23 protein-coding genes and 1 pseudogene are annotated in these 24,525 nt (G+C 69.3%); 13 read left to right on the top strand and 11 right to left on the bottom strand.

The genetic code is table 11. The features are described from left to right. Positions 1 to 89: 89 nt before the first annotated feature. Positions 90 to 1,025 (bottom strand): ribose-phosphate pyrophosphokinase, encoded by a 936-nt coding sequence (locus tag NS355_RS05910; RefSeq protein WP_058744857.1) that lies wholly within the window; start codon positions 1,023 to 1,025, stop codon positions 90 to 92. 98 nt (positions 1,026 to 1,123) lie between these two features. Here NS355_RS05910 and gltX point away from each other — a divergent pair, with 98 nt between their 5' ends. The 4 genes from gltX (at position 1,124) to NS355_RS18160 (ending at position 4,209) form a co-directional block, all read left to right on the top strand. Further along, a complete protein-coding gene (gene gltX / locus NS355_RS05905; RefSeq protein ID WP_058744856.1) occupies positions 1,124 to 2,449 on the top strand; it encodes a glutamate--tRNA ligase in 1,326 nt (441 codons plus the stop codon). Between the two features lie 87 nt (positions 2,450 to 2,536). After that, on the top strand, positions 2,537 to 3,433 hold the full coding sequence (locus NS355_RS05900) for a tetratricopeptide repeat protein (RefSeq protein WP_058744855.1): 897 nt from the start codon (positions 2,537 to 2,539) through the stop codon (positions 3,431 to 3,433). Positions 3,434 to 3,439: 6 nt separating this feature from the next. Further along, the gene (locus tag NS355_RS05895) at positions 3,440 to 4,045 is read left to right on the top strand and encodes an LON peptidase substrate-binding domain-containing protein (RefSeq protein WP_058717298.1); all 606 of its coding nucleotides are present in this window, start codon (positions 3,440 to 3,442) and stop codon (positions 4,043 to 4,045) included. Then, positions 4,042 to 4,209 (top strand): Trm112 family protein, encoded by a 168-nt coding sequence (locus NS355_RS18160; RefSeq protein WP_084787583.1) that lies wholly within the window; start codon positions 4,042 to 4,044, stop codon positions 4,207 to 4,209. The genes NS355_RS05895 and NS355_RS18160 overlap by 4 nt, the downstream gene beginning before the upstream one ends. A gap of 187 nt (positions 4,210 to 4,396) precedes the next feature. Here the strand turns inward: NS355_RS18160 and NS355_RS05890 are convergent, their stop codons facing one another. Together NS355_RS05890 and NS355_RS05885 are read right to left on the bottom strand one after the other, a co-directional pair. After that, positions 4,397 to 4,960, bottom strand: a complete 564-nt coding sequence (locus NS355_RS05890) for an MAPEG family protein (RefSeq protein WP_167345407.1) — start codon at positions 4,958 to 4,960, stop codon at positions 4,397 to 4,399. Positions 4,961 to 5,186: 226 nt separating this feature from the next. Continuing rightward, a complete protein-coding gene (locus NS355_RS05885; protein WP_058744861.1) occupies positions 5,187 to 6,401 on the bottom strand; it encodes a UbiH/UbiF/VisC/COQ6 family ubiquinone biosynthesis hydroxylase in 1,215 nt (404 codons plus the stop codon). 137 nt (positions 6,402 to 6,538) lie between these two features. Between NS355_RS05885 and NS355_RS05880 the strand changes: the two genes are divergently transcribed. After that, the gene (locus NS355_RS05880; protein WP_058744853.1) at positions 6,539 to 8,854 is read left to right on the top strand and encodes a DNA translocase FtsK; all 2,316 of its coding nucleotides are present in this window, start codon (positions 6,539 to 6,541) and stop codon (positions 8,852 to 8,854) included. A gap of 61 nt (positions 8,855 to 8,915) precedes the next feature. On the opposite strand, the gene NS355_RS05875 is transcribed toward NS355_RS05880, so the two are convergent. The 6 genes from NS355_RS05875 to hemC form a co-directional block, all read right to left on the bottom strand. Continuing rightward, a complete protein-coding gene (locus tag NS355_RS05875) occupies positions 8,916 to 9,686 on the bottom strand; it encodes a hypothetical protein (protein ID WP_153008081.1) in 771 nt (256 codons plus the stop codon). A 76-nt stretch (positions 9,687 to 9,762) separates the two neighbouring features. Further along, positions 9,763 to 10,362 (bottom strand): response regulator transcription factor, encoded by a 600-nt coding sequence (locus NS355_RS05870; protein WP_058744852.1) that lies wholly within the window; start codon positions 10,360 to 10,362, stop codon positions 9,763 to 9,765. Then, a complete protein-coding gene (locus NS355_RS05865) occupies positions 10,362 to 12,002 on the bottom strand; it encodes an MASE1 domain-containing protein (RefSeq protein ID WP_153008080.1) in 1,641 nt (546 codons plus the stop codon). The genes NS355_RS05870 and NS355_RS05865 overlap by 1 nt, the downstream gene beginning before the upstream one ends. Before the next feature lie 64 nt (positions 12,003 to 12,066). Continuing rightward, on the bottom strand, positions 12,067 to 13,020 hold the full coding sequence (locus NS355_RS05860) for a hypothetical protein (protein WP_058744850.1): 954 nt from the start codon (positions 13,018 to 13,020) through the stop codon (positions 12,067 to 12,069). Further along, positions 13,017 to 13,700: a uroporphyrinogen-III synthase gene (locus tag NS355_RS05855; RefSeq protein ID WP_058744849.1), complete on the bottom strand. Its 684-nt coding sequence runs from the start codon at positions 13,698 to 13,700 to the stop codon at positions 13,017 to 13,019. Before NS355_RS05855 ends, NS355_RS05860 begins: the two co-directional genes overlap by 4 nt. A gap of 4 nt (positions 13,701 to 13,704) precedes the next feature. Then, complete coding sequence (gene hemC, locus NS355_RS05850) at positions 13,705 to 14,616, bottom strand: hydroxymethylbilane synthase (protein WP_058744848.1); 912 nt, start codon at positions 14,614 to 14,616, stop codon at positions 13,705 to 13,707. Positions 14,617 to 14,681: 65 nt separating this feature from the next. On the opposite strand from hemC, the gene tsaD reads away from it, so the two are divergent. Both tsaD and NS355_RS05840 read left to right on the top strand, forming a co-directional pair. Next, positions 14,682 to 15,707, top strand: coding sequence for a tRNA (adenosine(37)-N6)-threonylcarbamoyltransferase complex transferase subunit TsaD (tsaD, locus tag NS355_RS05845; RefSeq protein ID WP_058744847.1), 1,026 nt, complete (start codon positions 14,682 to 14,684; stop codon positions 15,705 to 15,707). After that, positions 15,704 to 16,681 carry an NAD(P)H-dependent glycerol-3-phosphate dehydrogenase gene (locus NS355_RS05840; protein ID WP_058744846.1) on the top strand — a complete coding sequence of 326 codons (978 nt, stop codon included), beginning with the start codon at positions 15,704 to 15,706 and terminating at the stop codon, positions 16,679 to 16,681. Before tsaD ends, NS355_RS05840 begins: the two co-directional genes overlap by 4 nt. A 130-nt stretch (positions 16,682 to 16,811) precedes the next feature. Here the strand turns inward: NS355_RS05840 and NS355_RS05835 are convergent, their stop codons facing one another. Continuing rightward, positions 16,812 to 18,713 carry an AsmA family protein gene (locus NS355_RS05835; protein ID WP_244489575.1) on the bottom strand — a complete coding sequence of 634 codons (1,902 nt, stop codon included), beginning with the start codon at positions 18,711 to 18,713 and terminating at the stop codon, positions 16,812 to 16,814. A gap of 64 nt (positions 18,714 to 18,777) precedes the next feature. Between NS355_RS05835 and NS355_RS05830 the strand changes: the two genes are divergently transcribed. Genes NS355_RS05830 through NS355_RS05815 form a run of 4 tightly spaced genes read left to right on the top strand, consistent with a single transcriptional unit; the run spans position 18,778 to position 20,894 of the window. Continuing rightward, positions 18,778 to 19,089, top strand: a complete 312-nt coding sequence (locus NS355_RS05830) for a YggT family protein (RefSeq protein ID WP_042486994.1) — start codon at positions 18,778 to 18,780, stop codon at positions 19,087 to 19,089. Then, positions 19,089 to 19,391 (top strand): DUF167 domain-containing protein, encoded by a 303-nt coding sequence (locus NS355_RS05825; RefSeq protein WP_058744845.1) that lies wholly within the window; start codon positions 19,089 to 19,091, stop codon positions 19,389 to 19,391. Before NS355_RS05830 ends, NS355_RS05825 begins: the two co-directional genes overlap by 1 nt. Then, positions 19,388 to 20,266, top strand: coding sequence for a bifunctional methylenetetrahydrofolate dehydrogenase/methenyltetrahydrofolate cyclohydrolase FolD (gene folD / locus NS355_RS05820; RefSeq protein ID WP_058744844.1), 879 nt, complete (start codon positions 19,388 to 19,390; stop codon positions 20,264 to 20,266). The genes NS355_RS05825 and folD overlap by 4 nt, the downstream gene beginning before the upstream one ends. 4 nt (positions 20,267 to 20,270) lie before the next feature. Further along, positions 20,271 to 20,894, top strand: coding sequence for a MarC family protein (locus NS355_RS05815; RefSeq protein WP_042486983.1), 624 nt, complete (start codon positions 20,271 to 20,273; stop codon positions 20,892 to 20,894). A 64-nt stretch (positions 20,895 to 20,958) separates the two neighbouring features. On the opposite strand, the gene NS355_RS05810 is transcribed toward NS355_RS05815, so the two are convergent. Continuing rightward, entirely contained in the window at positions 20,959 to 22,158 is a 1,200-nt protein-coding gene (locus NS355_RS05810; protein WP_058744843.1) for an MFS transporter, read from the bottom strand. A gap of 201 nt (positions 22,159 to 22,359) precedes the next feature. Between NS355_RS05810 and NS355_RS05805 the strand changes: the two genes are divergently transcribed. Next, positions 22,360 to 23,739: a glycosyl transferase family protein gene (locus NS355_RS05805; protein ID WP_084787579.1), complete on the top strand. Its 1,380-nt coding sequence runs from the start codon at positions 22,360 to 22,362 to the stop codon at positions 23,737 to 23,739. A 281-nt stretch (positions 23,740 to 24,020) separates the two neighbouring features. Beyond that, a pseudogene (locus tag NS355_RS05800) lies at positions 24,021 to 24,525 on the top strand (hypothetical protein); the annotation flags it as partial.

Raw genomic sequence — 24,525 nt, 5'->3', positions numbered from 1 at the left:
CGTCGGCAGCGTCAGATGGGTATAAGGAACAGGGTTTGGGGTGGGGGCTAGGCCACGAGCGAGACGCTCATTGCCAATTTACCCCTTAATCAATCGAACAGGCTCGAAACGCTCGTTTCGTCCGCGATGCGCTTGATCGCCTCGCCCAGCAGCGGGGCGATCGGCAGGTGGCGGATCTTGCCGGTGCCGCTGATCGACTCGTGATTGCCGATCGAGTCGGTGATGACCAGCTCGCGCAGTTCCGAGCCGTCGACTCGCGCCACCGCGCCACCCGACAACACGCCGTGGGTGACATAGGCGACGACGTCCTCGGCCCCCGCCTGGCGCAGGGCGGCGGCCGCGTTGCACAGCGTGCCCGCCGAGTCGACGATATCGTCGATCAGGATGCAGAAGCGCCCCTCGACGTCACCGATGATGTTCATCACCTCCGACTCGCCCGCGCGCTCGCGGCGCTTGTCGACGATCGCCAGCGGCGCGTTGTTCAGCCGCTTGGCGAGCTGGCGCGCACGGACCACGCCGCCGACGTCGGGCGACACGACCATGAGGTTGTCGTTCTTGAAGCGCGCCAATATGTCCGCCGACATGACCGGCGCGGCATAAAGATTGTCGGTCGGGATATCGAAAAATCCCTGAATCTGACCGGCATGGAGATCGACCGACAGGACGCGGTCGGCGCCCGCGACGGTGATGAGGTTCGCCACCAGCTTGGCCGAGATCGGCGTGCGCGGACCCGGCTTCCGGTCCTGGCGCGCATAGCCGAAATAGGGGATCACCGCCGTGATGCGGCTGGCCGACGCGCGCTTCAGCGCGTCGATCATGATGAGCAATTCCATGAGGTTGTCGTTGACCGGATAGCCGGTCGACTGGATCACGAACACGTCCTCGCCGCGCACGTTCTCCTGAATCTCGACGAAGATTTCCTCATCGGCGAAGCGGCGCACCAGCGCCTCCGTCAGCGGCACCTCCAGATAGGAGGAGATCGCCTTCGCCAGCGGCAGGTTCGAATTGCCGGTCATCAATTTCATGGTCGTACCCCGTCCCCGCAGACAGCCCGTAGTCGCGGCCCCTTTAATCGCGCTGTCACAATAGCGCAAAGGTGATTCCCCGATTATGGGCGAGCACCATGACCGTGACCCGTTTCGCTCCCTCGCCCACCGGGCGGCTGCATGTCGGCAATATTCGCACCGCGCTGCACAACTGGATGTACGCGCAAAAGGCCGGCGGGCGCTTCCTGCTGCGCATCGACGATACCGATGCCGAGCGGAGCGAGGAACGCTATGTCGATGCGATCCGGGCGGATTTGGCTTGGTTGGGGCTGATCCCCGATGCCGAGGTGCGCCAGTCGCAGCGTTTCGCCTTGTATGAGTCGCGTTTCGCCGAACTGGTCGCGGGCGGCCATGTCTATCCCGCCTATGAGACGGCGCAGGAACTCGACCTGAAGCGCAAGATTCAGCTCGGGCGCGGCCTGCCGCCGGTCTATGACCGCGCCGCGCTCGCCTTGACGCAAGACGATCGCGCCAAGCTGGAAGGCGAAGGCGTGCGTCCGCATTGGCGCTTCAAGCTGGATCATGGTGCGGCGATCGAGTGGGATGACACCGTGCGCGGCCCCCAGCGCTTCGACCCCGCGACGATGAGCGATCCGGTGATCCGCCGCGCCGACGGGACATGGCTCTATATGCTGCCTTCCGTCATCGACGATATCGACATGGGCGTGACCCAGGTCGTGCGCGGTGAGGATCACGTGTCCAACACCGCGCTTCAAATCCAGATGTTCCAGGCACTGGGGGCCGAATTGCCGCGCTTCGCCCATGCCGCGCTGCTGACCGGCAATGAGGGCAAGCTGTCCAAGCGACTCGGCTCGCTGGGCGTCGATCACTTTCGCGAGATCGGCATCGAGCCGCAGGCGGTGCGCGCCCTCCTCGCGCGGATCGGGACCAGCGATCCGGTCGAGCCGGTCGCCGACATGGCGCCGCTGATCGCCGGGTTCGATTTCTCGCGCTTCGGCCGCGCGCCCGCGCGGTTCGACGAGGCGGAACTGGCGCAGCTGAACGCGCGCATCCTGCACCAGACGCCGTTCGAGGCCGTCGCCGATCGCCTGCCGTCCGGCATGGGCGCGGCGGAATGGGAAGCGGTGCGTCCGAACCTCAACACCGTCGCCGAAGCCGCCAACTGGTGGCAGGTGATCGAGGGGCCGGTCGAGGCCCCCGAGCCTGCCGAGGACGACCGCGCCTATCTGGCGCAGGCGGCCGAGGTCGCGGGGCAGATCGACTGGGCGAACGACCCTTGGGCTACGCTGACCGCCGCGTTGAAGGACGCGACGGGGCGCAAGGGCAAGACGCTGTTCCTGCCGCTGCGACTCGCCCTTACCGGCCGCGCGCAGGGGCCGGACATGGCGGCGCTCCTCCCGCTGATCGGGCGTGACCGCACGATCGTACGGCTGAACGGCTGATTTACGCGCCCACCTTCCATTCCCGCACCCGCTCGCCCACATAGGGCCGAGCAACACGTAAAGGAGCGTCTTTTGGCCACGTTGGGAATGTCGCCCGCCGACAAGGAAGCCGTCACCGCCTTCCGCCGCGATGTCGTCGAGCCGTCGATGACCAAGCTGGTCATCCTGGACTTCTGGGCGGAATGGTGCGGGCCGTGCAAGGCGCTGGGCCCGACGCTGGAAAAGGTCGCGGAGGCCTATGCCGACAAGGGCGTCGTGCTGGCCAAGATCGACACCGACAAGAACCAGTTCATCGCCAACCAATTCCAGATCCGCTCGATCCCGACCGTCTATGCGATGTTCCAGGGCCAGCTGGTCGCCGACCTGACCAGCGCGCGCACCGAAAGCGCGCTGCGCACGATGCTCGACCAGCTGCTCAAGCAATTGCCGATCCAGTCGGAGGCGGCGGACGCCGCGGCCGAGCTGGAACCGCTGATCGCGATGGGCGAGGAAGTGCTCGACGCCGGTGACGCCGAGCGCGCGGTGTCGATCTTCCAGCAACTGCTCGACATGGCACCCGAGCATCCCGCCGTGCTGTCGGGCCATATCCGTGCGCTGCTCGCCGCCGGTCAGGTCGCCGAGGCCGAGGTGGCCGCCGAGGCGCTTCCCGAGGCTCTGGCGAACGACCCCGCCATTCACCGGGCCATCGCCGCCATCGCGCTCGCCCGCTCGGCCCCTCCGGCGGCGGACTATGCCGATCTGGCGGCCGAGGTCGCGGCCAGCCCCGACGATCACGAAAAACGGTTCGCGCTGGCCAATGCGCAGATGGCGGCGGGCGACCGCGACGGGGCGGCGGACAATCTGCTCCACATCGTCGCGGCGGACCGCAGCTGGAACGAGGATGCCGCACGTCAGCAGCTATTGAAGCTGTTCGAGGTGGTCGGCATGACCGACCCCTGGGTCTCGCAGCAGCGGCGGCGTCTGTCCGCCATCCTGTTCGGATAACGCCCCATGGCGCGGCTCTCGATCTTTCCGCTGGCGGGTGCGATCCTCTTTCCAGGGATGCCGCTTCCGCTGCACATCTTCGAGCCGCGCTACCGGGCGCTCGTCTCCGACGCGATGGCGCGCGACCGGCGGATCGGCATGGTCCAGCCTTCGGGCGATGGGGACACGCCGTCGCTCTACCAGATGGGCTGTGTCGGTCGCATCGCCGAGGTCGAGGCGATGGAGGATGGCCGCTACAACCTCGTCCTCGAAGGCGTATCGCTGTTCCGCATCGTCCGCGAGCTGGAGGTGACGACGCCGTTCCGCCAGGTCGAGGCCGAATTGCTGCCGGTGATCGACGAGGATCTGCTGTCGCTCGGCCGCCGCGCCTCGCTGGAGCAGGAATCGAAGCGCTTCGCCGATCTACAGGGCTATGCGGTCGACTGGGACGCGGTCGGGCGGCTGGACGATGAAAGCCTGGTCAACGGCATCGCCCAGATCGCGCCGTTCGACGTGGCGGCGAAGCAGGCGCTGCTCGAAGCGCCCGACCTGGAACAGCGCGCCGAGTTGATCATCCAGCTGATGCAATTCTTCGGTCGCCATGACGGCGAGGATCGGGTGACGCTGCAATGAGCCTGGACCCATGGTTGCTAGAACGCCTGGTCTGCCCGGTGACGCGGACGCCGCTGCGTTATGACGAGGAACGGCAGGAACTGGTGTCGGAGGCGGCGGGCCTCGCCTATCCGATCCGCGACGGCGTGCCGGTGATGCTGATCGAGGAAGCGCGCGAACTTTAAATCCTCCCCGCTCGCGGGGAGGGGGTGTTCGAGCTTTGGTCTGCCCCCAGCAAACCAAGATTGTGCCGGGGGCACAATCTCGCTCGAACACGAAGCTGGTGGAGGGGGCGTGCCGCAAGGGGTGTCCTGCGCGGAAGCCCCCCCTCCGTCAGGCCTGCGGCCTGCCACCTCCCCGTGCCGGGGAGGATCAGATCAACCGCCCGACCAACGTCACCAGCACGATGGCCAAGCCTGCAACGCTGGAATAAAAGCCCAGCGCAAAGCCGAACGCCCGCGCCACCGCACCGCGTGCGTAATTGGCCCAGAACAGCGTCCGCCCGACTGAAAACAGCGCGGCCAGCATCGGGATCATCGCGCCCGATCCCTCCACCACCCAGGCCAGTGCCAGATAGGACGGGATCGCCACAACCACCTGCTCCAGCGTGTTGCGCAACACCGCCTGCGCCATCGCGACGCGCGGCGAATCAGGGCTGCCGCTGGCCGCCGCATCGATATCGGCGGGCGATTCGAACCGCAGCGCCGCCACATGGCCGATCGTCGCCGCCAGCCACAGCGCGGCCACGGTGGACGCCGCCACCGCGCGCAGCATCCGGTCGGTGGGGGAGAGCGGATGGCCGAGGGTCCATCCGACCAGCAGCGATAGCAGGACCACGCCCAGCGCGGCGGCCATGGCGCGGACTACACCGGCTTGGCGGCGGTCGCGGATCGGGGTTCGGAGCGGACGGGTGGGATGGTCAGGCCCAGGGATCATGAGCTGCCAAACGCCGGACCTGGCTTTTGGTATCCCGTAAGATGTCATCGCTGGGCGCGTCACTTGGGGCTTTCCCTCCCCCATCCCCTCCCGCCTGCGGGAGGGGCGTGGCATGAGGCGCGCGCAAGGCCAGCCAAGAAACGCCCCCCTCCCGCAAGCGGGAGGGAATGGGGGAGGGCAGGTACTCTTCGGACCAGCACTTCCGAATCGGACCAGCCCGTCCGAATTACACCATCACGCCCTGCAACAGGCGCGGCAGCTGCCCCGTCTCGCCGCGCGCTTCGGCCATGAAGCGGTTCTTCAGCGGCGGGATATGATCGATCGCGGTGATGCCCAGCCGCCGGACCGCGCTGGCGGTCTTGCCGGGTATGCTGAAGATGCGGTTGAAGCCGTCGGTCGCGACCGACACCATCAGCGTGTCGAGCCCGCGCCACTGCTGGTAACGCTGCAGCAAGGCCGCATCGCCCAGGTCCAGGCCGGTGCGCTTGCCCTCGACCAGCACCTCGACCAGCGCGGCGACGTCGCGATAGCCCAGATTGACCCCCTGGCCCGCGATCGGATGGATGCCATGCGCCGAGTCGCCGACCAGGACCAGCCGCTCGCCGGTCATCGTCGCAGCGCGGTGGAAGCCCAGCGGATAGGCGGAACGAGGGCTCGCATGGCTCAGCTTGCCCAGGAACCCGCCCATGCTCTTCTCCGCCTCGGCCAGGAAGGCACGGTCGGACAGTTTCAGCATCGCATCGCCGTCCCGCCCCGACACCGACCAGACGATCGCCGAGCGGTGGCCGATCTCATCGTCCGGCAAGGGCAGCAGCGCGAAGGGGCCGCTGGGGTAGAAGATCTCGAACGCGATATTCTCGTGCGCGACCTCGTGGTGGAAGGCGCTGATGATCGCCTTATGGTCGTACGACCAGCGCGCGACCTTGATCCCTGCCGCGTCGCGAGTCGGTGACTGGCGGCCTTCGGCGGCGACCAGCAGCGGCGCGCGGACGGTGGTGCCGTCGCTCAAGGTCGCGGCGACGCCCGCCGGGCCGCGCTCGACCGATACGGCGCGGGTCTGCATGCGCAGGTCCACCAGTTCGGCCTCGTTCGCGGCCTCATGGATCGCGCGGCGGAGCAGCTTGTTCTCAAACATCGTGCCCAGCGCGCCGTCATCGGCGTCGGGGATGAAATCGAGCTTGCCGGGCTCCAGCCCGTCGCTGACCCGGATATGCCGGATTTCGCAGCCCTTGCCCGCCAGCTTCGCGCCGATGCCGATCGCGTCCAGCATCCGCCAGCTGGCTGAGGCGACCGCCGAGGCGCGCCCGTCGAAGCCGGGGGCCAGCACGACCGCCGGATCGGCGGGATCGACGATGATCGAAGACAGGCCATGCGCGGCCAGACCGACACCCAGAGTCGCGCCGACCAGGCCGCCGCCGAGGATGATGACGTCGCTATCCATGTCCATGCTCCTAGACCGTCACGCGGTCGCAAACAATGCGGGTGTCGCCCCCCGCGCCTTGACGTAGGAACCGCCAGAGGCGATGAATTTTCCGGGATTTTTCCCGGATTTTTGCGACTTCCTGAAGGACAAGACCCATGGCCAGCCGCGCGCAGCCGGTTTTATGGCGCGAGACGGTGAAGGCGGGTGCGGTGCGCAGCGGTGCGCTGGTCGCCGCGCTCATCCTGTTTGCCGTAACGCTGATGCTGGTGCTGGCGCTCGCCAGCTACCGGGCGAGCGATCCTGCGCTCAACACCGCTTCGGGCGCGGCCCCGGCCAATTGGATGGGGCATCCCGGCGCCTGGATCGCCGATATCGTGCTGACCCTGTTCGGCCCCGCCGTGGCGCTGATCCTGCCGGTCGGTCCAATTATCGCGACCCGGTTGTGGCGCGACCGTCCGGCGGGCCGCTGGGTGAAGATGCTGCGCCAGGCGGTGCTTGGCGTTGCGCTGATGGCCTGTGCCTTGTCCTTCGTGTCCGACTCGGCGGTGCTGGCGCTGCCCGCGGGATGGGGCGGCGTAATCGGGCTGTCGGTGGCGGGCCTCGTCCGCTGGGCGCTGGAATTTTCGGGCCAGGCGGCGGTCGTGACCTGGGGATCGGTGGCGATCGGCCTGGCCTTCGGGCTGGGCGGCGCGCTGATCTGGGGTCGCAGCCTGGAACTCGACATCGCCGAACGCGGCCTGGCGCGCCTGCGCCGCCGCCGGGCGGTGAGCGAGGATGGCGAGGCGCTGCCCTGGGACGATGAGGACGAGGCGCTTTACGACGAAGACGACGAGGATGAGGAACCGCTGACGCTGGCCCGCAAGGCGGTGCCGGTGCGCGAGGATCGCCCCGCCCCCGTCATCGCCGACCGGCAGGTCGCGCCTGCGCCTGCCAAGCCCAAGACGGCGGCCGATCGCGATGCGCCCTATCAGTTGCCCGGCCTGGACCTGCTGACGCCTGCCCCCCCCTCGCCCGCCGGACAGATCGACAAGGCGGCGCTGGAGCGCAATGCCCGGCTGCTGGAGAATGTGCTCGACGATTTCCGCGTCCAGGGTTCGATCGTCGAGGTCCGCCCCGGCCCGGTCGTCACCATGTACGAGCTGGAGCCCGCGCCCGGCATCAAGGCCAACCGCGTCATCGCGCTGGCCGACGATATCGCGCGTAACATGTCGGCGATCTCGGCGCGTGTCGCGGTGATTCCGGGGCGCAACGTCATCGGCATCGAGCTGCCCAACCCCAAGCGGGAGATGGTGTCGCTGCACGAACTGGTCGCGTCGCAGAGCTTCGCCGACCAGGCCGCGCAGCTGCCAATCATCCTGGGCAAGAACATCGCGGGCGACTCAGTGGTCGCCGATCTGGCGCCGATGCCGCACCTGCTGGTCGCGGGTACGACGGGTTCGGGCAAGTCGGTCGGCCTGAACGGCATGATCCTGTCGCTGCTCTATCGCCTGACGCCCGAACAGTGCCGGATGATCATGATCGACCCGAAGATGCTGGAACTGTCGATGTATGACGACATCCCGCATCTGCTGTCGCCGGTCGTCACCGATCCGGCCAAGGCGGTCCGCGCGCTGAAATGGGCGGTCGAGACGATGGAGGACCGCTATCGGCAAATGTCTTCGGTCGGGGTGCGCAGCCTCGCCAGCTTCAACGACAAGGTACGCGCGGCCAAGGCCAAGGGCCAGCCGCTCGGCCGCAAGGTCCAGACCGGCTATCATCCGGAGACCGGCCAGCCGGTCTATGAGGAGGAAAAGCTCGAATATGAACCGCTGCCCCAGATCGTCGTGATCGTCGACGAACTGGCCGACCTGATGATGACGGCGGGCAAGGAAGTCGAATTCCTGATCCAGCGTCTGGCGCAAAAGGCGCGTGCGGCGGGCATCCACTTGATCATGGCGACGCAGCGTCCGTCGGTCGACGTCATCACCGGCGTCATCAAGGCGAATTTGCCGACCCGCATCAGCTTCCACGTCACCTCGAAGATCGACAGCCGCACCATCCTGGGCGAGCAAGGGGCCGAACAGCTGCTGGGGCGCGGCGACATGCTCTACATGCCCGGCGGCAAGGGTATTGTCCGCGTCCACGGCCCCTTCGTCTCGGACGACGAGGTGCACCGCGTCGCCGATCACTGGCGCGCGCAGGGACAGCCCGACTATATCTCGTCGGTCACCGAGGAACCGGCGGAGAGCTTCGCGCTGGACGGCGCACCGACCGGCGAGGATTCGGCCGAGGACCAGCAATATCGCGCGGCGATCCAGCTGGTGTGCGAAAGCCAGAAGGCCTCGACCTCCTGGCTCCAGCGGCAGTTGCGGATCGGGTATAACTCTGCCGCGCGCCTGATCGAGCGGATGGAGACCGACGGCATCGTCAGCCGTCCCGACCATGTCGGGCGGCGCGAAGTGCTGCGCGATACCGAGGGGCATCCGGTTTAAGGGTTTGGGGCAGCCGTCGGGCGTGCACTGCGAGAGCCATTCCCATAGCCCTCGATCAGGCTCAGGTCGCAGGCTTCAACATCGCCGAATCGATATGCCAGCGCAGCTGCTCGGCACTGGCCCCCGGCACGTCGTTGACCCGCCGCACCACATATTGCCCGACGAAGCGCTGCTGCCGCCCGTCGTCGAGCTGCGCGTTCACCGTCACCGGTACGGTCGCATAGATCGACCCCGCCGCGCCCTCGCTGGGGGGCATGCGGCCGATCGTCACGCTGGTCGCGCGGGTGTTCGCAAAGCCCTTCTGGAAATCGGCGAAGCGCTGGCCGGGGCGGCCGTCCGGGCCCCATTGTGTCCAGGCGGTGCCATAGTCATGCGCGTTGATCGCCGAATAATAGCGGCGGACGACATCGGCCGCCGCCGCATCGCTCTTGGGATCGACCGCGCAGCCCGCCGTCTTGCCCGCATCGTCGCCCAACAGCGCACAGGACCGGGCGATCTCGTCCTCGATGATCGCGCAGCTGTTGACCGCGTTGCACGGCGGATGGGTGGCGGGCGACACCGAGGTGCAGATATTCACCAGCCGCTGCGCCGCCGCCTGTCCGCGCTCGGCGGAGCAGGACAGGACCGCATCCGGGGCGCTGGTGGCACCGGTCTTGATCGGCGCGGGCAGGTTGGTGCGGGTCGGCTCGGCCGCAGCTGTCGCATCGGCAACGGGCGAAGGGGCCGCCGTCACCATGTTGCGCTCCGGCTCGCCTCCCCCGCCACAGGCGGCGAGCGGCAGGACCAGCGCACCCGCCAGCCATCGGGTCATGCGGAATGCGGGACGAATCACGGCGAAGCCTCCGACAGGAACGATGCCGGTCAACGCGTTCCCCCCGCGCCGTGCTCCTCGCTTCATCGCAAGTCGATCAGCGGGACAGCGCGATCAGCTGCGCCACGCTTTGCGTCTGGGTTTTCAGGAACACCGCCGCCCGGTGATCCTCGATCGTCTTGGGCGACAGGCCGAGCAGCCCCGCCATCGCCTTGTTGCCATGGCCCTGCACCATCAGGTCGAACACCTGCCGCTCGCGCGGCGACAGGTCGCCCAGCCGCCGGGCGGATGCGCGGCTCCCGGTCGACCAGGCGACACCGTCGCGCAACGACGCGCAGAGCCGCGCCTCGTCGATCGGCTTGTCCAGATAATCGACGCCGCCATGCCGCCGGACCGAATCGACCGCATGGGCCGTGCTCGGCCAGGCGGTCATGAACAGGATGGCGACATGGGCATCGAGCGCGCGCAACCGCTCGGCAAAGTCGAACCCGTGCCACTCGCCCATCATCACATCGGTGACGACGGCGTGCGCGGCTTGGCCGGGATAGGCGGCGAGCAGCGCGGCGGGATCGGCAAAGGCTTTGGCGACGAAACCCTGCCGGGTCAGCATCCGCGCGACCGCCGCCCCCAGATCGGCATCGTCGTCCAGCACATGGACGGTGGCGGGAGCCGCGGGATCGGGCGAACGAAAGGGCATCAGCGGGTCTCGATCAGGGGAAGCGACAGGGCGGCGTGGACTAGGCCGTCCGGCCCACGCATCCGGGTCAGGGTGCCGCCATGCGCCTCGACGATGGCGCGCGCGACATGGGTGCCGATGCCCATACCGTCACGCGCGACCGGCCGAGCGGCCACGCGATTGACGACATGGATCACGACATGGGCGTCGTCGGCGGCGACGTTAAGCGTGACGGGATCGGGGGCGGCATCGCCCTGTGCGGCCTGCACCGCGTTGCGGACGAGGTTCATCACCGCCTGTGCCAGCTCGACCTCCTGCGCCATCACCTGCCAAGCCGGATCGACCGGCGCGATGACGAGCGCGACGCCCGCCTCGCGAGCCTCCGCCTCGGCCAGCGTCGCCACCATGTCGACCAGCGCGGCCAGCGCCAGCGGCTGCGGCGCGCCCTCGGCATGGCCGCCGAACCGGCGCAGGCGTCGGATCAGCGTCGCCAGATGCTCCGCCTTGCGATCGATCAGCGCGGCGCCGTCCGCGATCTCGTCCCCCCGCCCGGCGGTCAGCTGGTGCAGGTGGCGCGCCTCGATGGCCAAGGTGGACAGCGGCTGGCTGACCTCATGGATCACCGCCACCGACATGGCGCGCAACGTCTTCAGCCGTTCGGCCTGGAAGAGCAGCCGGTCGCGCCGCTCCAACATGGCGCGGGCGGTGGCCTGCGCATCGGCGAAGCTGCCCGCCAGATAGCCGGTGACGACGATGGTCGCGAGCGCCAGGTGCCGCTGTAGCCGCTCGGGCGTGTCCATCGCGCCCGCCGTGTCGGGCAGGACGCGCAGCACCACGACGAGCAGCGCGCCCCAGGCGGCGGCACGCCCGAAGCGCAACCCGATCCACGCCACCGCGACCAGCACCGGCGCGGGCTGCATCCCCAGCTCCGCCTGGTCGAGCAGCCGGGCAAGGCCGATGCCCAGCCCCAATATTCCCGCCGTCTCCACCGCCGCGAACAGAGAGGGCAGCGGCCAGCGCCAGCGGGCCCGGCCCGACACCGCGTCGGCGATCCATAGGAGCGGCGGCGCAATGAACAGGGTGCCGAGCAGGTCGCCGACCGTAAAGGCGGCGAGCGACACGATCACCTCGCGCGGGCTGGATACGCCGGTCAGTTCCGGGCTGGTCAGCGCCTGGGGCACCGCGCTCAACGCCGCCGCCAACGGGGCGAGCACCAGCGCCAGCCCCAGCGGCATCGGCGCGGTCAGCAAGGCCGCCCCCCGCCGCTCCGCCAGCCAGCCGATGGCCGCGACCGTCGCGCCATAGGCCAGCACCGGGCGTGCGATACCCCAGACCGCGACGGTCCAGGGCACGCCCGCCAGCACCGCCGGGGTCAGGGTGACGTCGACCGCGATCTCCACCAGCGCAATCGCCGGGGTCAGCCGAGGCCCCAGCCGCCAGAGCAGCGCCAGCCGCAGCCCGGCCGCCGGAAACCAGAGCGAATAGAAACCGCTGCCGCCCCAATAGGCCGCCATGCGGTGCAGGACGGCGAACCCCACCGCATAGAAAGCGAGCGCCGGCCAGTCCTGCCGCCGGGGCCAGAACATCCGCAGGCCGAGCGTGTCGAAAGGCTCAGGCGCAGCAGGCCGGGGGGCAAAAGAGGGGCTGAGCGGCGCCGTCATCGATATCCGTCTGTACCGGGCGCCTGACGATCGGCATCCGGGAATTTCCCGGATGGACAGTATTTCAGATGGTCGGCGTAGCGGGGGCGGCCTGTGGAGAAGCCTGTGGACTATCCTGTGGGTTCGTCTGGGCCGTGGTCGTGTCGGGCGTGTCGGCGGGCGGGGTACCCGGCACCGGGGTCGTCACGATGGGCGCAGGGGGCGGCGCGGGCGGGGTGACGAGCGCGGCATTCTCGATCAGGTCGAGCGCCTGGCGCGCGCGGACATAGCGCAGGGCGGCCTGTTGCCAGGCTTGGGCGGCGGCGGCGCCGGGCAGGCGCGCGACCTCGACCCGGGCGGCATCGACCTGTCCACCGTCGAGCAGACGGCGCGCCCGCGCCAGTCGGTCGGCGGGGTTCGTCGAGGGGGCATTGGCCTCTCGGATGACGATCAGGCGGGCCAGTTCCTGGCGAAGCCCTTCCCACCAGCCATTGCCGCCGCTCACGACCAGATCGGGGGCCAGCGTGTCGAGCCCCTGGCGCAGCGTCTCCAGCGTCACCGGCTGGCGCGCGGCGACGACCAGGACGGTGACGGCGCGCGGTTCGCTGGTGCCGAAGCGGGTGCGCAACTGCTCCTCCAGATAGCCGAGCGGCTGGCCGCGATCGACCGCACGGCGCGCGGCGGCGGCAACCAGGATCGACTCGGCGCGGCCTGCCTGCGCACCCGCCGCCGTGGCGTCGGTGGACAGCGTGGCGGCGCGTGTTTCCAGCGCGGCGAGCTGCGCGGCCAGTTGCGCCTCGCGCGTGGCCAGCGCCATGGGATCGGTGCGCGGCGCTTCCTTCACGGTGCCGCCGGTGCCGCCGGGCTTGGCAGTGACGGCCTGCGTCGCGGTGCCATCGGTGTCGAACCAGGACAGGTTGCGCATGGCATAGGCCATCAGCAGGATACCGGCGACAAAGGCGATCAGGACCAGCGCGACGATCGCGCCCTTTCGGGGGCCGCGCGTCGGCGGTCGGTCGGAAGGCGCGAAATTGTTCATGCCCCGCTTATCCCCGTGGCGGCGGCTGCGGTCAACGCCCGCGCGGCGGCGACCATGGCATCGTCGCGCGGAGCCGTCGCGATGACGACCGCCTGCCAACCCGGGCCCGCCGCCGCCGCCGTCTTGGCGCTGATCGCGACCAGCGCGATGGCGGCGCGGGACAGGCCCGCCTGTTCGACCAGTTCGGCCAGACGCGCGGCGGCGCGGGCGGAGTGGAGCAGCACGATCTGCCCCGCCAGCGCGGCGATCGCATCCGGCGCGATGCCCGCGGGATCGGCGGCATAGACGATGCGGGTCATCGCCCCCGTCTCGACCCGATCACGACCCGCCAGATGGAGCAGCCGCGCATATCCCTCCAACCGGGCTTGGGCGACGACCGACGCGGCATCCTGCGTGCCGGTCAGCACCACCGACAGCCCGGCCTCCCGCGCGGCGGCGGCGGTGGCGGGGCCGACCGCGATCGCGGGCTTGTGACGCAGCGGATCGAGCGCCGATCCGGCCAGCCGCACCCCTTGTGCGCTGGTGAAGAGCAGCGCATCGAACGTCTCAGGTTCGGGCGGCATCCATTCGACCGCATGCGCCGCGAACAGCGGCAGCGACATCGCGTCCAGCCCCGCCGCGTGCAGGGCGGCGATCGTCGCGGCGTGACCGGGTTCGGGCCGAACGACGACGACCGCCACGGGCTCAGCCCCCGGCGAACAGGCGGCGGACTTCGGGGGCCGCGCGTTCGAGCAGATCGACCGCCAGTCGCGCGCCGAGTTCTTCGTCCTTCGCCCCCTCGACCCATCCGCCGACCCGCGACGATCCGTCCTCGGCCAGCAATTCGGCGCGCAGGGTCAGCATCTCGCCCGCCAGCGAGGCGAGCGCCGCGACCGGGCTGTGGCAATCCGCCTGCAGGGCCGCGAGCAGCGACCGCTCGGCCATCACGCAGGCATGGGTTTCGGCATGGTCGATCGAGGCGATCAGCATGGTCGCGGCGGCATCGTCGGCGCGCGTCTCGATCCCGACCGCCCCTTGTGCGGGGGCGGGCAGCATCTGGTCGGTCGGCACCGCATGGCCGACCTCTCGCCCCAGCCGGTCGAGCCCGGCGGCGGCGAGCAGCGTCGCATCCACATCGCCGTTCGCCACGGCGGCCAGCCGCGTGTCGACATTGCCGCGCAGCAGCGTGATGGTCAGGTCGGGCCTGTGCGACAGCATCTGGGCGCGGCGGCGCGGGCTGCTGGTGCCGATCACCGCGCCGGGGCGCAGCTCGGCGATGGTCTCCGCGCCGATCAGCCGGTCGCGGACATCGGCGCGCGGCAGCATCGCGGCGATATGCAGCCAGTCGGGGCGGATCGTCTCGACATCCTTCATCGAATGGACCGACGCATCGATTTCTCTGTCGTACAGCGCGCGGTCCAGCTCCTTGGTCCACAGCGCCTTGCCGCCGATCTCGGCCAGCGCGCGGTCCTGCACTCGGTCGCCGGTGGTCTTGATCGGCACGATCTGGACCGCGTCCTCGCTCCACCCCTGCGCGCTGGCCAGCGCCGCGCGCACCATATGCGCCTGGGTGAGGGCCAGCGGCGAACCGCGCGTACCGAGCCGGAAACGAACCATGTGTCCGCCTTTGCCGTAAACCGACCCCCTTCGACAAGTTGTGAGCGGGCGGGTATGGAGGACCCATGCTGATCCTGGGACTGGAATCCTCGTGCGACGAGACCGCCGCCGCGCTTGTCACCGATGACGGCCGCGTGCTGGCGCACCGGCTGCTGGGGCAGGAGGCGGCGCATGCCCCGTTCGGCGGCGTCGTCCCCGAAATCGCGGCGCGCGCGCATGTCGAGGCGATGGAGCCGCTGGTCGCCGCCGCCTTCGCCGATGCGGGGGTGAGCCTGTCCGATGTCGACGCGATCGCGGCGACGGCGGGGCCGGGGCTGATCGGCGGGGTGATGGTCGGGCTGGTCACCGGCAAGGCGCTGGCCCATGCGGCGGGCAAGCCGCTGATCGCGGTCAACCATCTGGAGGGCCATGCCCTGTCGCCGCGCCTGTCGGACCGCGAACTGGCCTATCCCTATCTGCTGCTGCTGGTGTCGGGCGGGCATTGCCAGCTGCTGCTGGTCGAGGGGGTCGGGCGCTATCGCCGGATGGCGACGACGATCGACGATGCGGCGGGCGAGGCGTTCGACAAGACCGCCAAGCTGCTCGGTCTCGGCTATCCCGGTGGCCCGCGTGTCGAGGCGGCGGCGCGGGAGGGCAATCCATATGCGGTGCCGTTGCCGCGTCCGTTGAAGGGTTCGGCGGAGCCGCATTTCTCCTTTGCAGGGCTCAAGAGCGCGGTGGCGCGCGCCATCGGCCATCATTCGCCCGAGGATATCGCCGCCTCCTTCCAGCAGGCGGTGGTCGACTGCCTGCTCGACCGGACCCGGCGTGCGCTGGCCAATGTCCCGCCCGTCACCGCGCTGGTCGTCGCGGGCGGGGTCGCGGCGAACGGCGTGATCCGGGGCGCGCTGGAGGGGCTGGCGGCCGAGCATGGCCTGCGCTTCGTCGCGCCGCCGCTTTGGCTGTGCACCGACAATGCCGCGATGATCGCCTGGGCGGGTGTCGAGCGATTCCGCGAAGGGCTGACCGATCCGCTCGACACGCCCGCACGGGCGCGCTGGCCGCTCGATCCGGCGGCGGAAGCGGTGCGCGGCGCGGGGGTGAAGGCATGAAGATCGGGGTGATCGGCGCGGGCGCCTGGGGCACCGCGCTGGCGCAGGTGGCGGCGCATGGCGACCGGCCGGTACGGCTCTGGGCGCGCGATCCAGCGGTGGCCGAGGCGATCAATACCACGCACGCGAACCCGCTCTATCTGCCGAACATTGTCCTTTCTCCGAGCATCGAAGCGGTGAGCGATCCGGCCGCGATGGCCGAGATGGATGCCCTGCTGGTCGTGACGCCCGCGCAGGCGGTGGGCGCGGTGCTGGCCACGATGCCGGTGGGCCCCAAGCCGCTGGTCCTGTGCTCCAAGGGGATCGAGGCGGGGACCCGGCGGCTGGTCGGCGAGGTCGCGCGGGCGATCCACCCCGACGCGCCGATCGCAGTGCTGTCCGGCCCGACCTTCGCGCATGAGGTGGCGGCGGGGCTGCCGACGGCGGTGACGCTGGCGTGCGAGAACCCCGAGCTGCGCAAGGCCCTGTCCGCGCGCCTCGCGGCGCCGCATTTCCGGCCCTATGCCACCGACGACGTGACGGGCGCGGAAATCGGCGGCGCGATCAAGAACGTGCTCGCTATCGGTTGTGGTGTGGTGGAGGGCGCGGGGCTGGGCCAGAATGCCCGCGCCGCGCTGATCGCGCGCGGTTTTGCCGAGATGACGCGGTTCGGCCTCGCACGCGGCGGCCGGGCCGAGACGCTGGTGGGCCTGTCGGGGCTGGGCGATCTGGTGCTGACCTGCTCCTCGACAGCCTCGCGCAATTTCTCGCTGGGCGTCGGGCTGGGGCAGGGGCGGTCGGCGGCGGAATTGCTGGCCGATCGGCGGACCGTGGCGGAAGGCGCGTTCACCGCGCCCGTGCTGCGACAGGCGGCGGCGGAGGCCGGTGTGGACATGCCGGTGTGCGAGGCGGTGTGCCGGTTGCTGGAGGGCGCGGCCGTGGGTGAGGTGATCGGGGCGCTGCTCGCGCGGCCGTTGAAAGCGGAAGGCCAATAAACCCATCCCTCCGTTCAGCCTGAGCGAAGTCGAAGGCCACGCTGGAACGCTCGCCAAGAGGGATGCTTGGTTGCCCGATTCCCTTGGTCTTCGACTTCGCTCAGGCCGAACGGAGGTTGGGCGGGCTGGCTTACCGCAACACCTGCCGCGCCAGCGCCCCGCAGGCCGCATTCTGCGCCTTCGGCCCGGTATCGCCGGTGATCGCACGGCCGATCGACTTGAAGATATTGCCGACCGACTTCACCTCCTTCGGGATCACCAGGTCCGGCTGCTCGATCGTTCCGCCGACCGTCGCCGCGCCCGCCAGCCGGAGCGTCGCGTCCTGTTTCGGCGCGCCGGTCAGCCGCAGCGCCAGTCGCTCGTCGGGGAAATGGACCGTCCCCGTCCCGTCCAGCCGACTGCGCGAGGTATCGACGATCAGCGGATCGGCGCGGCCCGTTCCGTTCGTCATGGCCACGCCCAGCGCCAGGCAGCGCAGGGTCGCCTTGCCGCTGTCGCCCATGAACGCCGCCCCCGCGTCGAAGCCCAGCGCCGTCGCATAGCGATCGGGCAGGGTCCCGTTGGCGACGACCAGCCCGATACGCCCATCCGCGCGCCCGATCGCCGCGCGCACCGTCTCTCCCACGCCCACCAGCTTGGCGCGCGCGCCGACATGGCCGGTGATCCGCGTCTCGCCCGACAGCGACAGGACGCTCGCGCCGCGCAGCCGCAGGTCGACCGACAGTTTCGGCACCTTCGCCCCGTTCCGCTGGTCGATCACCGCCTGGCCCGTCACCACGCCTTCGCGCAGGGACATGCGGATGTCGCCGATGGTCAGCAACTGATGGTCCATCGTCATCCGCCCGGCGAGCCCTGTGATCGGCGAGGCACCTTGTGCACTGACCACCCGGCCGACCCTGAAGCGGATGGTGCCGTCGGTGGTATCGATCTTGCCGATGTCGATCCGCGTATTGGGCACCAGTCGCGGTCCGATCCGGCGTTCGAGCGCGGCGGCCTCGGCGCGCCCTTGTGCCGAGGACAGATCGTCGAAATCGAGCTGCCCCGCCGTCACCTCTCCGTCCAGCAGCGTACGGCCGTCCTTCTTGTCGACGGTCAGCCGCCCGCGCAGGTCGGAACGGCCGATGCGCCCCTTCAGGTCGGTGATCGTCCAGCGCGGGCGTTCGTGGCGGACATGCGCGGTCAGCTGGACGGGGCGGGTCTGGAACAGCCCCGCCTCGATCACCGCGTCGATCCGCTTCAGGTCGTCGGCCTTCGCCGTCAGGTCCAGCGTCATCGCATCGGTGTCGAGCGGCCGGTCCATCGTGCCGACCGCCTTCATCACCAGCTGCTCGCCGGTGATATCGGCAGTGAAGGGCCAGCGGCCGGGCTTCACCGCCGCGCCGGTAAAGGCGATGCGGACGGGCGCGCCGCGCACTTTGCCCTGACCCTCGGCCCGTACGCCGCGATCCGGGTCGGCAGCGACGTTCAGCACCGCCTGCCGATCCTCCTTGGCGTCGCGATAGCTGACCACGCCATCGGTGACGGTCAGCCCCTGAAGATCGGTCGCGCTGCCGCCTTCCTCGGGTTCGCCGGGGCGTGACCAGTTGGTGCGGCCCTGCTTGTCGCGGACCAGCGCCAGACGAAGCCCGGACACGCGAATATCCTCCGGGACAAAGGCACCGCGCAGCAAGGGCCAGACCGAGAAGCGGATTTCCGCGCGCTTCACCCGCGCGAAATCGCCCTGACCGGCCCAACCGGCCTGCGGGATCGTCAGGTCCTCGACCGCGATCGTCGGATGAAAGCCGATGCCGTCGCCCCGGTGGACCGATCCGATCGTCACCGGCCGCCCGAACCGCTCGGTCGCCGCGCGGCACACCGCGTCGCGCAAAAGCCCCCAGGGAAACACCGCCAGGATCAGCAGGAAAAGCAGGGGCAACCCGATCAGCAGCGCCACCACGCCCCGCGTCCAGCGCGGCCATCCCCTATCCTGTATCATGATGACGGGACGCGCGACCGAGGGCTTCGTTCCGCCTGCGTCAGGATCGCCGCGCACGATTATTGCCCCCAAGCGCGTCCTACCCTAGATATGGCGAAATCCGTCTTCGGGAGCCCCCACGTTGGTCCTCATCCTTCAGATTCTTCAGATTCTGCTCAATGTCGTCTGGTGGATCATCATCGTGCAGGCGATCCTGTCCTGGCTGATCGCGTTCAACGTCATCAACACCTCGAATGATTTCATCCGGTCGGTCTGGTACGCGCTGCAGAAGATGACCGATCCGCTCTATCGCCCGATCCGGCGTATCCTGCCCGATTTCGGCGCGCTCGACCTGTCGCCGATGGTCGTCCTGCTGGCGGTCATCATCCTGGGCAAGGTCCTGGATACCGCGATCGCCAATGCGATGTACGGGGGCGCGGTCGTCGTCGGCTGATGCCCGCCTGGACCCCATGCGATGACGGGATCCGGATCGCGGTCCGGGTCACGCCGCGCGGCGGGCGCGACGCGCTGAGCGCGGGCACGGATGAGCATTTCGCCGCCCGGCTGTCCGCACCGCCGGTCGACGGCGCGGCCAATGCGGCGCTGATCCCGCTGGTCGCCAAGCATTTCGGGGTGGCCAAGCGGGCGGTCAGCATCGTCGCAGGCGATACCGCACGGTTGAAGCGGCTCCACGTCGCGGGCGACCCGCATACACTGGCGCGTATCGCGCAGGCACTTTATGGCGAGTGCCCATGAACAGCGCCACGATCATCGACGGCAAGGCGTTCGCCGCCGGCCTCCGCACCCGCATCGCCACCCAGGTCGCGACCTTCCGTGAAGCCACCGGCCGCGCGCCGGGGCTGGCGGTCGTGCTGGTCGGCGAGGACCCGGCCTCCAGCGTCTATGTCCGCTCCAAGGGCAAGGCGACGCGCGAGGCGGGCATGGAAAGCATCGAGCATCGCCTGCCCGTCGATACCGACCAGGCGACGCTGCTGGCGCTCGTCGAGCAGCTCAACCAGGATCCGACCGTCGACGGCATCCTCGTCCAGCTGCCGCTGCCGGGCCAGATCGACGCGCAGGCGGTGATCCAGGCGATCGACCCCGACAAGGACGTCGATGGTTTCCACCCGGTCAACGCCGGACGGCTGGCGACGGGCAGCGAGGGCTTCGTGCCCTGCACCCCGCTCGGCTGCCTGATGCTGCTCAAGAGCATCCACCCCAGCCTGTCGGGCATGGACGCGGTGGTCGTCGGCCGCTCCAACATCGTCGGCAAGCCGATGGCGCAGCTGCTGCTCGGCGAAAGCTGCACGGTGACGGTCGCGCACAGCCGCACCCGCAACCTGGCCGAGGTGGTCGGCCGCGCCGATATCGTCGTAGCGGCGGTCGGCGTGCCCGGCCTGGTCAAGGGCGAATGGATCAAGCCCGGCGCCAGCGTCATCGATGTCGGCATCAACCGTACCGAGACGGGTCTGGTCGGCGATGTCGAATATGAGGCGGCGGCCGAGCGTGCGGGTGCGATCACCCCGGTGCCCGGCGGCGTCGGGCCGATGACGATCGCGGTCCTGCTGCGCAACACGCTGGTCTCGGCAGGACGGCGCGAGGGCGTCGCGATCGACCAGACGGCGCTGTAAGGCCGTGCTCGAACTCTATATCTCCTCGCTGATCACCTTCTTCGTGGTGATCGATCCGCCGGGCTGCGCGCCGATCTATGCGGGACTCTCGGCGGGCGCGACGCCGCAGCATCGTCGGGCGATGGCGATCCGCGCGGTCATGGTCGCCTCGGTCATCCTGTTCGTCTTCGCCCTGTTCGGCGAGGCGCTGCTGCATGGCCTGGGCATCGAGATGGCGGCGTTCCGCATCGCGGGCGGCATCATGCTGTTCCTGATCGCGCTGGAGATGGTGTTCGAGAAGCGCACCCAGCGGCGCGAGGACCGCGCGGCCAAGGTCGCGGACGATCCGCACGAGGCGGAGGACGTGTCGATCTTCCCCATGGCGATGCCGATGATCGCAGGCCCCGGCTCGATCGCGACCGTCATGCTGTTGATGAGCCGCAATTCGGGGCTCCAGGCCTCGATCGTGGTCTTGGGCGCGATGGTGTCGATCCTGCTCCTGACGCTCGTCGCGCTGCTGGCGGCGGGGCCGCTGATGCGGCTTCTGGGTGCGAAGATCGAGGCGGTCATCACCCGCGTGCTGGGCGTGCTTCTCGCCGCACTGGCGGTGCAGTTCGTCATCGACGGGGTGACCGCCAGCCTGAAGTGATCGCCCTCCCCGTGCTGGGGAGGGATGCACGCCTTGGTGTGCAACGGCGCGGTGGTGCAGAGCCTCAGTGCGATAGCACCGGGCGGTTCGATCGATCCGCCGTCACGCCAGCCCCGCCGAAGCGCATCGCGATCAGCCAGATCACGAACCCGCCCAGCGCCAGCCCGCACCCGACATAGCCGGTCGAGGTCCAGCCCAGCCCGTTGGCGATGGCCAGACCGCCCGCCCAGGGACCGATGGCATTGGCGGTGTTGAATGCCGAATGGTTGAGCGCGGCGGCAAGCCCCTGCCCTTCGCCCGCGACGTCCATCAACCGCGTCTGGAGCACCGTGCCCAGTGCCCCGCCCAGCCCGATCGCAAAGACGATGGGCAGGATCGTCCACAGGCTCGCCGCCGCCAGCGGATAGAGCGCCAGCATCGCCGCCGACCAGAGCAGCAGGCCGCCCGCCGTCGGCATCAGCGCGCGATCGGCAAAGCGCGGCACCACGATATTGCCGATCGTCATGCCCAGTCCGAACACGGCCAGCACCAGCGGGATCATGGCGGCGGACGCGCCCGTGACCTCGGTCAGGGTCGCCGCCAGATAGGTATAGACCGCGAACATCCCGCCAAAGCCGATCGCCCCGATGGCCAGGGTCAGCCAGACCTGCCCCTTGCTCAGCGCGTCGAGTTCGCGACGGATGCTCGCGCCCTCGTCGGGCCGGTCATGCGGCGCGGCGATGGCGACCAGGGTCGCGGTCAACAGGGCGAGCGCCGCGACGACGCCGAACACCCAGCGCCAGTTGAGCCACTGCCCCAGCATCTGCGCCAGCGGCACGCCGATCACCGTCGCGACCGTGAGGCCAAGCATGATCCGCCCGACCGCCACCGTCCGCCGCGACTCGGGGACGAGCGAGGCCGCGACCAGCGCCGCGATCCCGAAATAGGCGCCATGCGGCAGCCCGCTGAGGAATCGGAAGAACAGCATCCAGTGATAATCGGGCGCCATCGCCGACAGGCCGTTGCCCAGTGCGAACATCAGCATCAACGCGATCAGCAGCGTGCGCCGCGCCAGCTTGGCCGACAGTACCGCCAGCAGGGGCGCGCCCACCACCACACCCAGCGCGTAGGCGCTGATGACATGCCCCGCCGTCGGCGCATCGATGCCGAGGCCGCGCGCCAGATCGGGCTCCAGGCTCATCGCGGCGAATTCGGTCGTGCCGATCGCAAAACCACCCACCGCCAGCGCGGTATGGACGATGCCGGGGGGAAATGTCCGGGCCATGGGATATCCTTTCGTCCCCCATATGTTGCACCGCAGCAGAGGGTGCAACCACCCGCCCGGGCCGACACACTGATTTTGCGGGAAAAATGGCAAGTGACAGGCCTTTCCCCAGGGACAATCACGCCAGAATGGCCATCATGCCAGCTATTGATCGGACCATTTCGGACAGGCACACTAAGGATCGGCATCGGGGGAAGCCGAATGGGGACTATGACGGCGATCATCGAAGTCGTTGCGCGGGAACTGTTGTTGTTCGCGGCGGTCGGATTGTTGATCGGGGGGCTGGATGATCTTCTGGTCGATCTTCTCTATGTCCTCAGGCGGCTGATAAAGGGCCCCGTCACGCCGATCCGCAGCCATGCGCTACCCGAACCCCGACAGCCGGGACGCATGATCGTCTTCACCCCGGCCTGGGATGAGGCGGTGGTGATCGGCGCGATGCTGTCCACCGCGCTCGCACGATTCCGACATCCCGATTATCGCCTGTATGTCGGGCTCTACCCCAATGACCCGGCCACCATCGCGGCGGCGACCGATATGGCCGAACGCGATGACCGGGTCCGTCTGGTCATCGGCGCGCGCGATGGCCCGACGACCAAGGCCGATTGTCTCAACACGCTTTGGCACGCGCTCCAGCGCGACATTGCGGCAGAGGGGTTTCGGGCCAAGGCGATCGTCCTGCACGATGCCGAGGATGTCGTGCATCCGGACGAGCTGGCGGTCTTCGATTCACTGATCGAGGAACGGGCGGTGGTGCAGCTGCCGGTCCTGCCGCTGGTTGTACCGGGATCGCGCCTGGTGTCCGGCCACTATGCCGACGAGTTCGCCGAAAGCCACATCAAGCAGTTGGTCGTCCGCACCTGGATCGGGGCGGGCATGCCGCTGGCGGGCACCGGCTGCGCCCTGTCCCCGACCATGCTGGGACGGATCGCCGAGTCGCGCGGGGGCGATCCGTTCGATGCGACCAGCCTGACCGAGGATTACGAACTCGGCCTGCGGATCGCCGAACTCGGCGGCGAGGGATTGTTCGCCCGGGTCGCGGATGGAACACGAGGCGGCGTGGTGGCGGTCCGTGCCTATTTCCCCGCGACCCTGGTGGCCGCCGTCCGGCAAAAGGCGCGGTGGATGACGGGCATCGCGCTGATCGGCTGGGATCGTACCGGCTGGGGGCGGGCGATGGCGCTGGGGGATCATTGGTGGCGGCTACGCGATCGGCGGGGGCCGGTCGCGATGCTGGTGCTGGCGGCGGCCTATCTGGGCATGACCGCCGATGCGCTGGCCGTGTCGATTCACTGGATCGCGGACACGCCCTTGCCGCCGGTCGATTCCGGTCTGCATATCCTGTTCGGGATCAATGCCGTGCTGCTCGCATGGCGGCTGACCATTCGCATGATGTTCACGGGCCGCGCCTATGGCTGGCGGGAGGCCCTATGGTCGGTGCCGCGATTCGTCATCGGCAATTTCGTGGCGCTGGCGGCGATCCCCCGCGCCCTGATCCGTTATATCCATGTGCTGCGCGGCGGCGTGCCCGCCTGGGACAAGACGAGCCATCACTTCCCCGACCTGTCACCGCAATCATGAGCGGACGCCCTTTACGATTCCTGGGGGGAGTCGTCGGGCTGTGGACGCTGGGCCGCATCGCCTTTCTCCTGCCCTCCGACCCGGCCGTCGAGATAGCGGTGATGCCCGTCAAGCGCACCAAACCCCATACGGCCCCAATCGCCATTCGTGGTCCGGCCCAACGTCAGCCCGAGACACCGCCGGCACGAATCGGGATGATGCGTGTGTCACGATCGATACCCTCGACTCCCAGTCCTGCGCGACTTCCCCGGATCCCGGCCGCGCAAGCACCGGTCCGGAACATGCCGATCCTGGTATCGGCACCGTCCGTCATAGCGTTTTCGCCGCGTGTCGCGCTGCTGCCCGAATCCCCCGCCCCGCCGCGACGGTGGAGCGCCAGCCTGTGGGCCGTCATTCGTGAAGGAGGCCAGGCGTTGCTGCCCGGCGGACAACTGGGCGGGACGCAAGGGGGCATTCGCCTGTTGCGAAGACTCGATTCGCAGGGCGCCGTGGCCGCCAGCCTGCGCCTGTCCGCGCCGTCAAAGGGCATCGGGCGCGAGATGGCGGTCGGAATCGACTGGCGACCGATTCGCCAAGTGCCGATTCACCTGCTGGTCGAACAGCGGCTGGCGCTCGATGCCGGGCGGGACGCCCCCGCCGCGCTGGTCGTGGGCGGGATTGGTCCCCGTTCCGTTGCCCCCGGCATCGTCCTGACCGGCTACGCACAGGCCGGTGCGGTGGCCCGCGCGCGGATCGAACCCTTTGCGGACGGTGCGGTGCGCGCCAGCACGCCGCTGACGCCCGCCC

Origin of the sequence: Sphingomonas yabuuchiae, assembly GCF_001477495.1 — a bacterium.
In the GTDB taxonomy this organism is placed as follows: domain Bacteria; phylum Pseudomonadota; class Alphaproteobacteria; order Sphingomonadales; family Sphingomonadaceae; genus Sphingomonas; species Sphingomonas yabuuchiae_A.
The sequence above is the reverse complement of the archived record's forward strand: the minus strand, read 5'-3'. Positions and strand labels throughout refer to the sequence as shown.

Excerpts from the sequence above, each read along its gene's own strand:
- folD (WP_058744844.1), top strand. The coding sequence starts at position 19,388 with ATGAACAGCGCCACGATCATCGACGGCAAGGCGTTCGCCGCCGGCCTC.
- hemC (WP_058744848.1), bottom strand. The coding sequence starts at position 14,616 with ATGGTTCGTTTCCGGCTCGGTACGCGCGGTTCGCCGCTGGCCCTCACC.
- NS355_RS05840 (WP_058744846.1), top strand. The coding sequence starts at position 15,704 with ATGAAGATCGGGGTGATCGGCGCGGGCGCCTGGGGCACCGCGCTGGCG.
- NS355_RS05810 (WP_058744843.1), bottom strand. The coding sequence starts at position 22,158 with ATGGCCCGGACATTTCCCCCCGGCATCGTCCATACCGCGCTGGCGGTG.
- NS355_RS05805 (WP_084787579.1), top strand. The coding sequence starts at position 22,360 with ATGGGGACTATGACGGCGATCATCGAAGTCGTTGCGCGGGAACTGTTG.
- NS355_RS05890 (WP_167345407.1), bottom strand. The coding sequence starts at position 4,960 with ATGATCCCTGGGCCTGACCATCCCACCCGTCCGCTCCGAACCCCGATC.
- NS355_RS05860 (WP_058744850.1), bottom strand. The coding sequence starts at position 13,020 with ATGAACAATTTCGCGCCTTCCGACCGACCGCCGACGCGCGGCCCCCGA.
- tsaD (WP_058744847.1), top strand. The coding sequence starts at position 14,682 with ATGCTGATCCTGGGACTGGAATCCTCGTGCGACGAGACCGCCGCCGCG.
- NS355_RS05900 (WP_058744855.1), top strand. The coding sequence starts at position 2,537 with ATGTCGCCCGCCGACAAGGAAGCCGTCACCGCCTTCCGCCGCGATGTC.
- NS355_RS05870 (WP_058744852.1), bottom strand. The coding sequence starts at position 10,362 with ATGCCCTTTCGTTCGCCCGATCCCGCGGCTCCCGCCACCGTCCATGTG.
- NS355_RS05865 (WP_153008080.1), bottom strand. The coding sequence starts at position 12,002 with ATGACGGCGCCGCTCAGCCCCTCTTTTGCCCCCCGGCCTGCTGCGCCT.
- NS355_RS05895 (WP_058717298.1), top strand. The coding sequence starts at position 3,440 with ATGGCGCGGCTCTCGATCTTTCCGCTGGCGGGTGCGATCCTCTTTCCA.
- gltX (WP_058744856.1), top strand. The coding sequence starts at position 1,124 with ATGACCGTGACCCGTTTCGCTCCCTCGCCCACCGGGCGGCTGCATGTC.
- NS355_RS05885 (WP_058744861.1), bottom strand. The coding sequence starts at position 6,401 with ATGGATAGCGACGTCATCATCCTCGGCGGCGGCCTGGTCGGCGCGACT.
- NS355_RS05825 (WP_058744845.1), top strand. The coding sequence starts at position 19,089 with ATGCCCGCCTGGACCCCATGCGATGACGGGATCCGGATCGCGGTCCGG.
- NS355_RS05910 (WP_058744857.1), bottom strand. The coding sequence starts at position 1,025 with ATGAAATTGATGACCGGCAATTCGAACCTGCCGCTGGCGAAGGCGATC.
- NS355_RS05880 (WP_058744853.1), top strand. The coding sequence starts at position 6,539 with ATGGCCAGCCGCGCGCAGCCGGTTTTATGGCGCGAGACGGTGAAGGCG.
- NS355_RS18160 (WP_084787583.1), top strand. The coding sequence starts at position 4,042 with ATGAGCCTGGACCCATGGTTGCTAGAACGCCTGGTCTGCCCGGTGACG.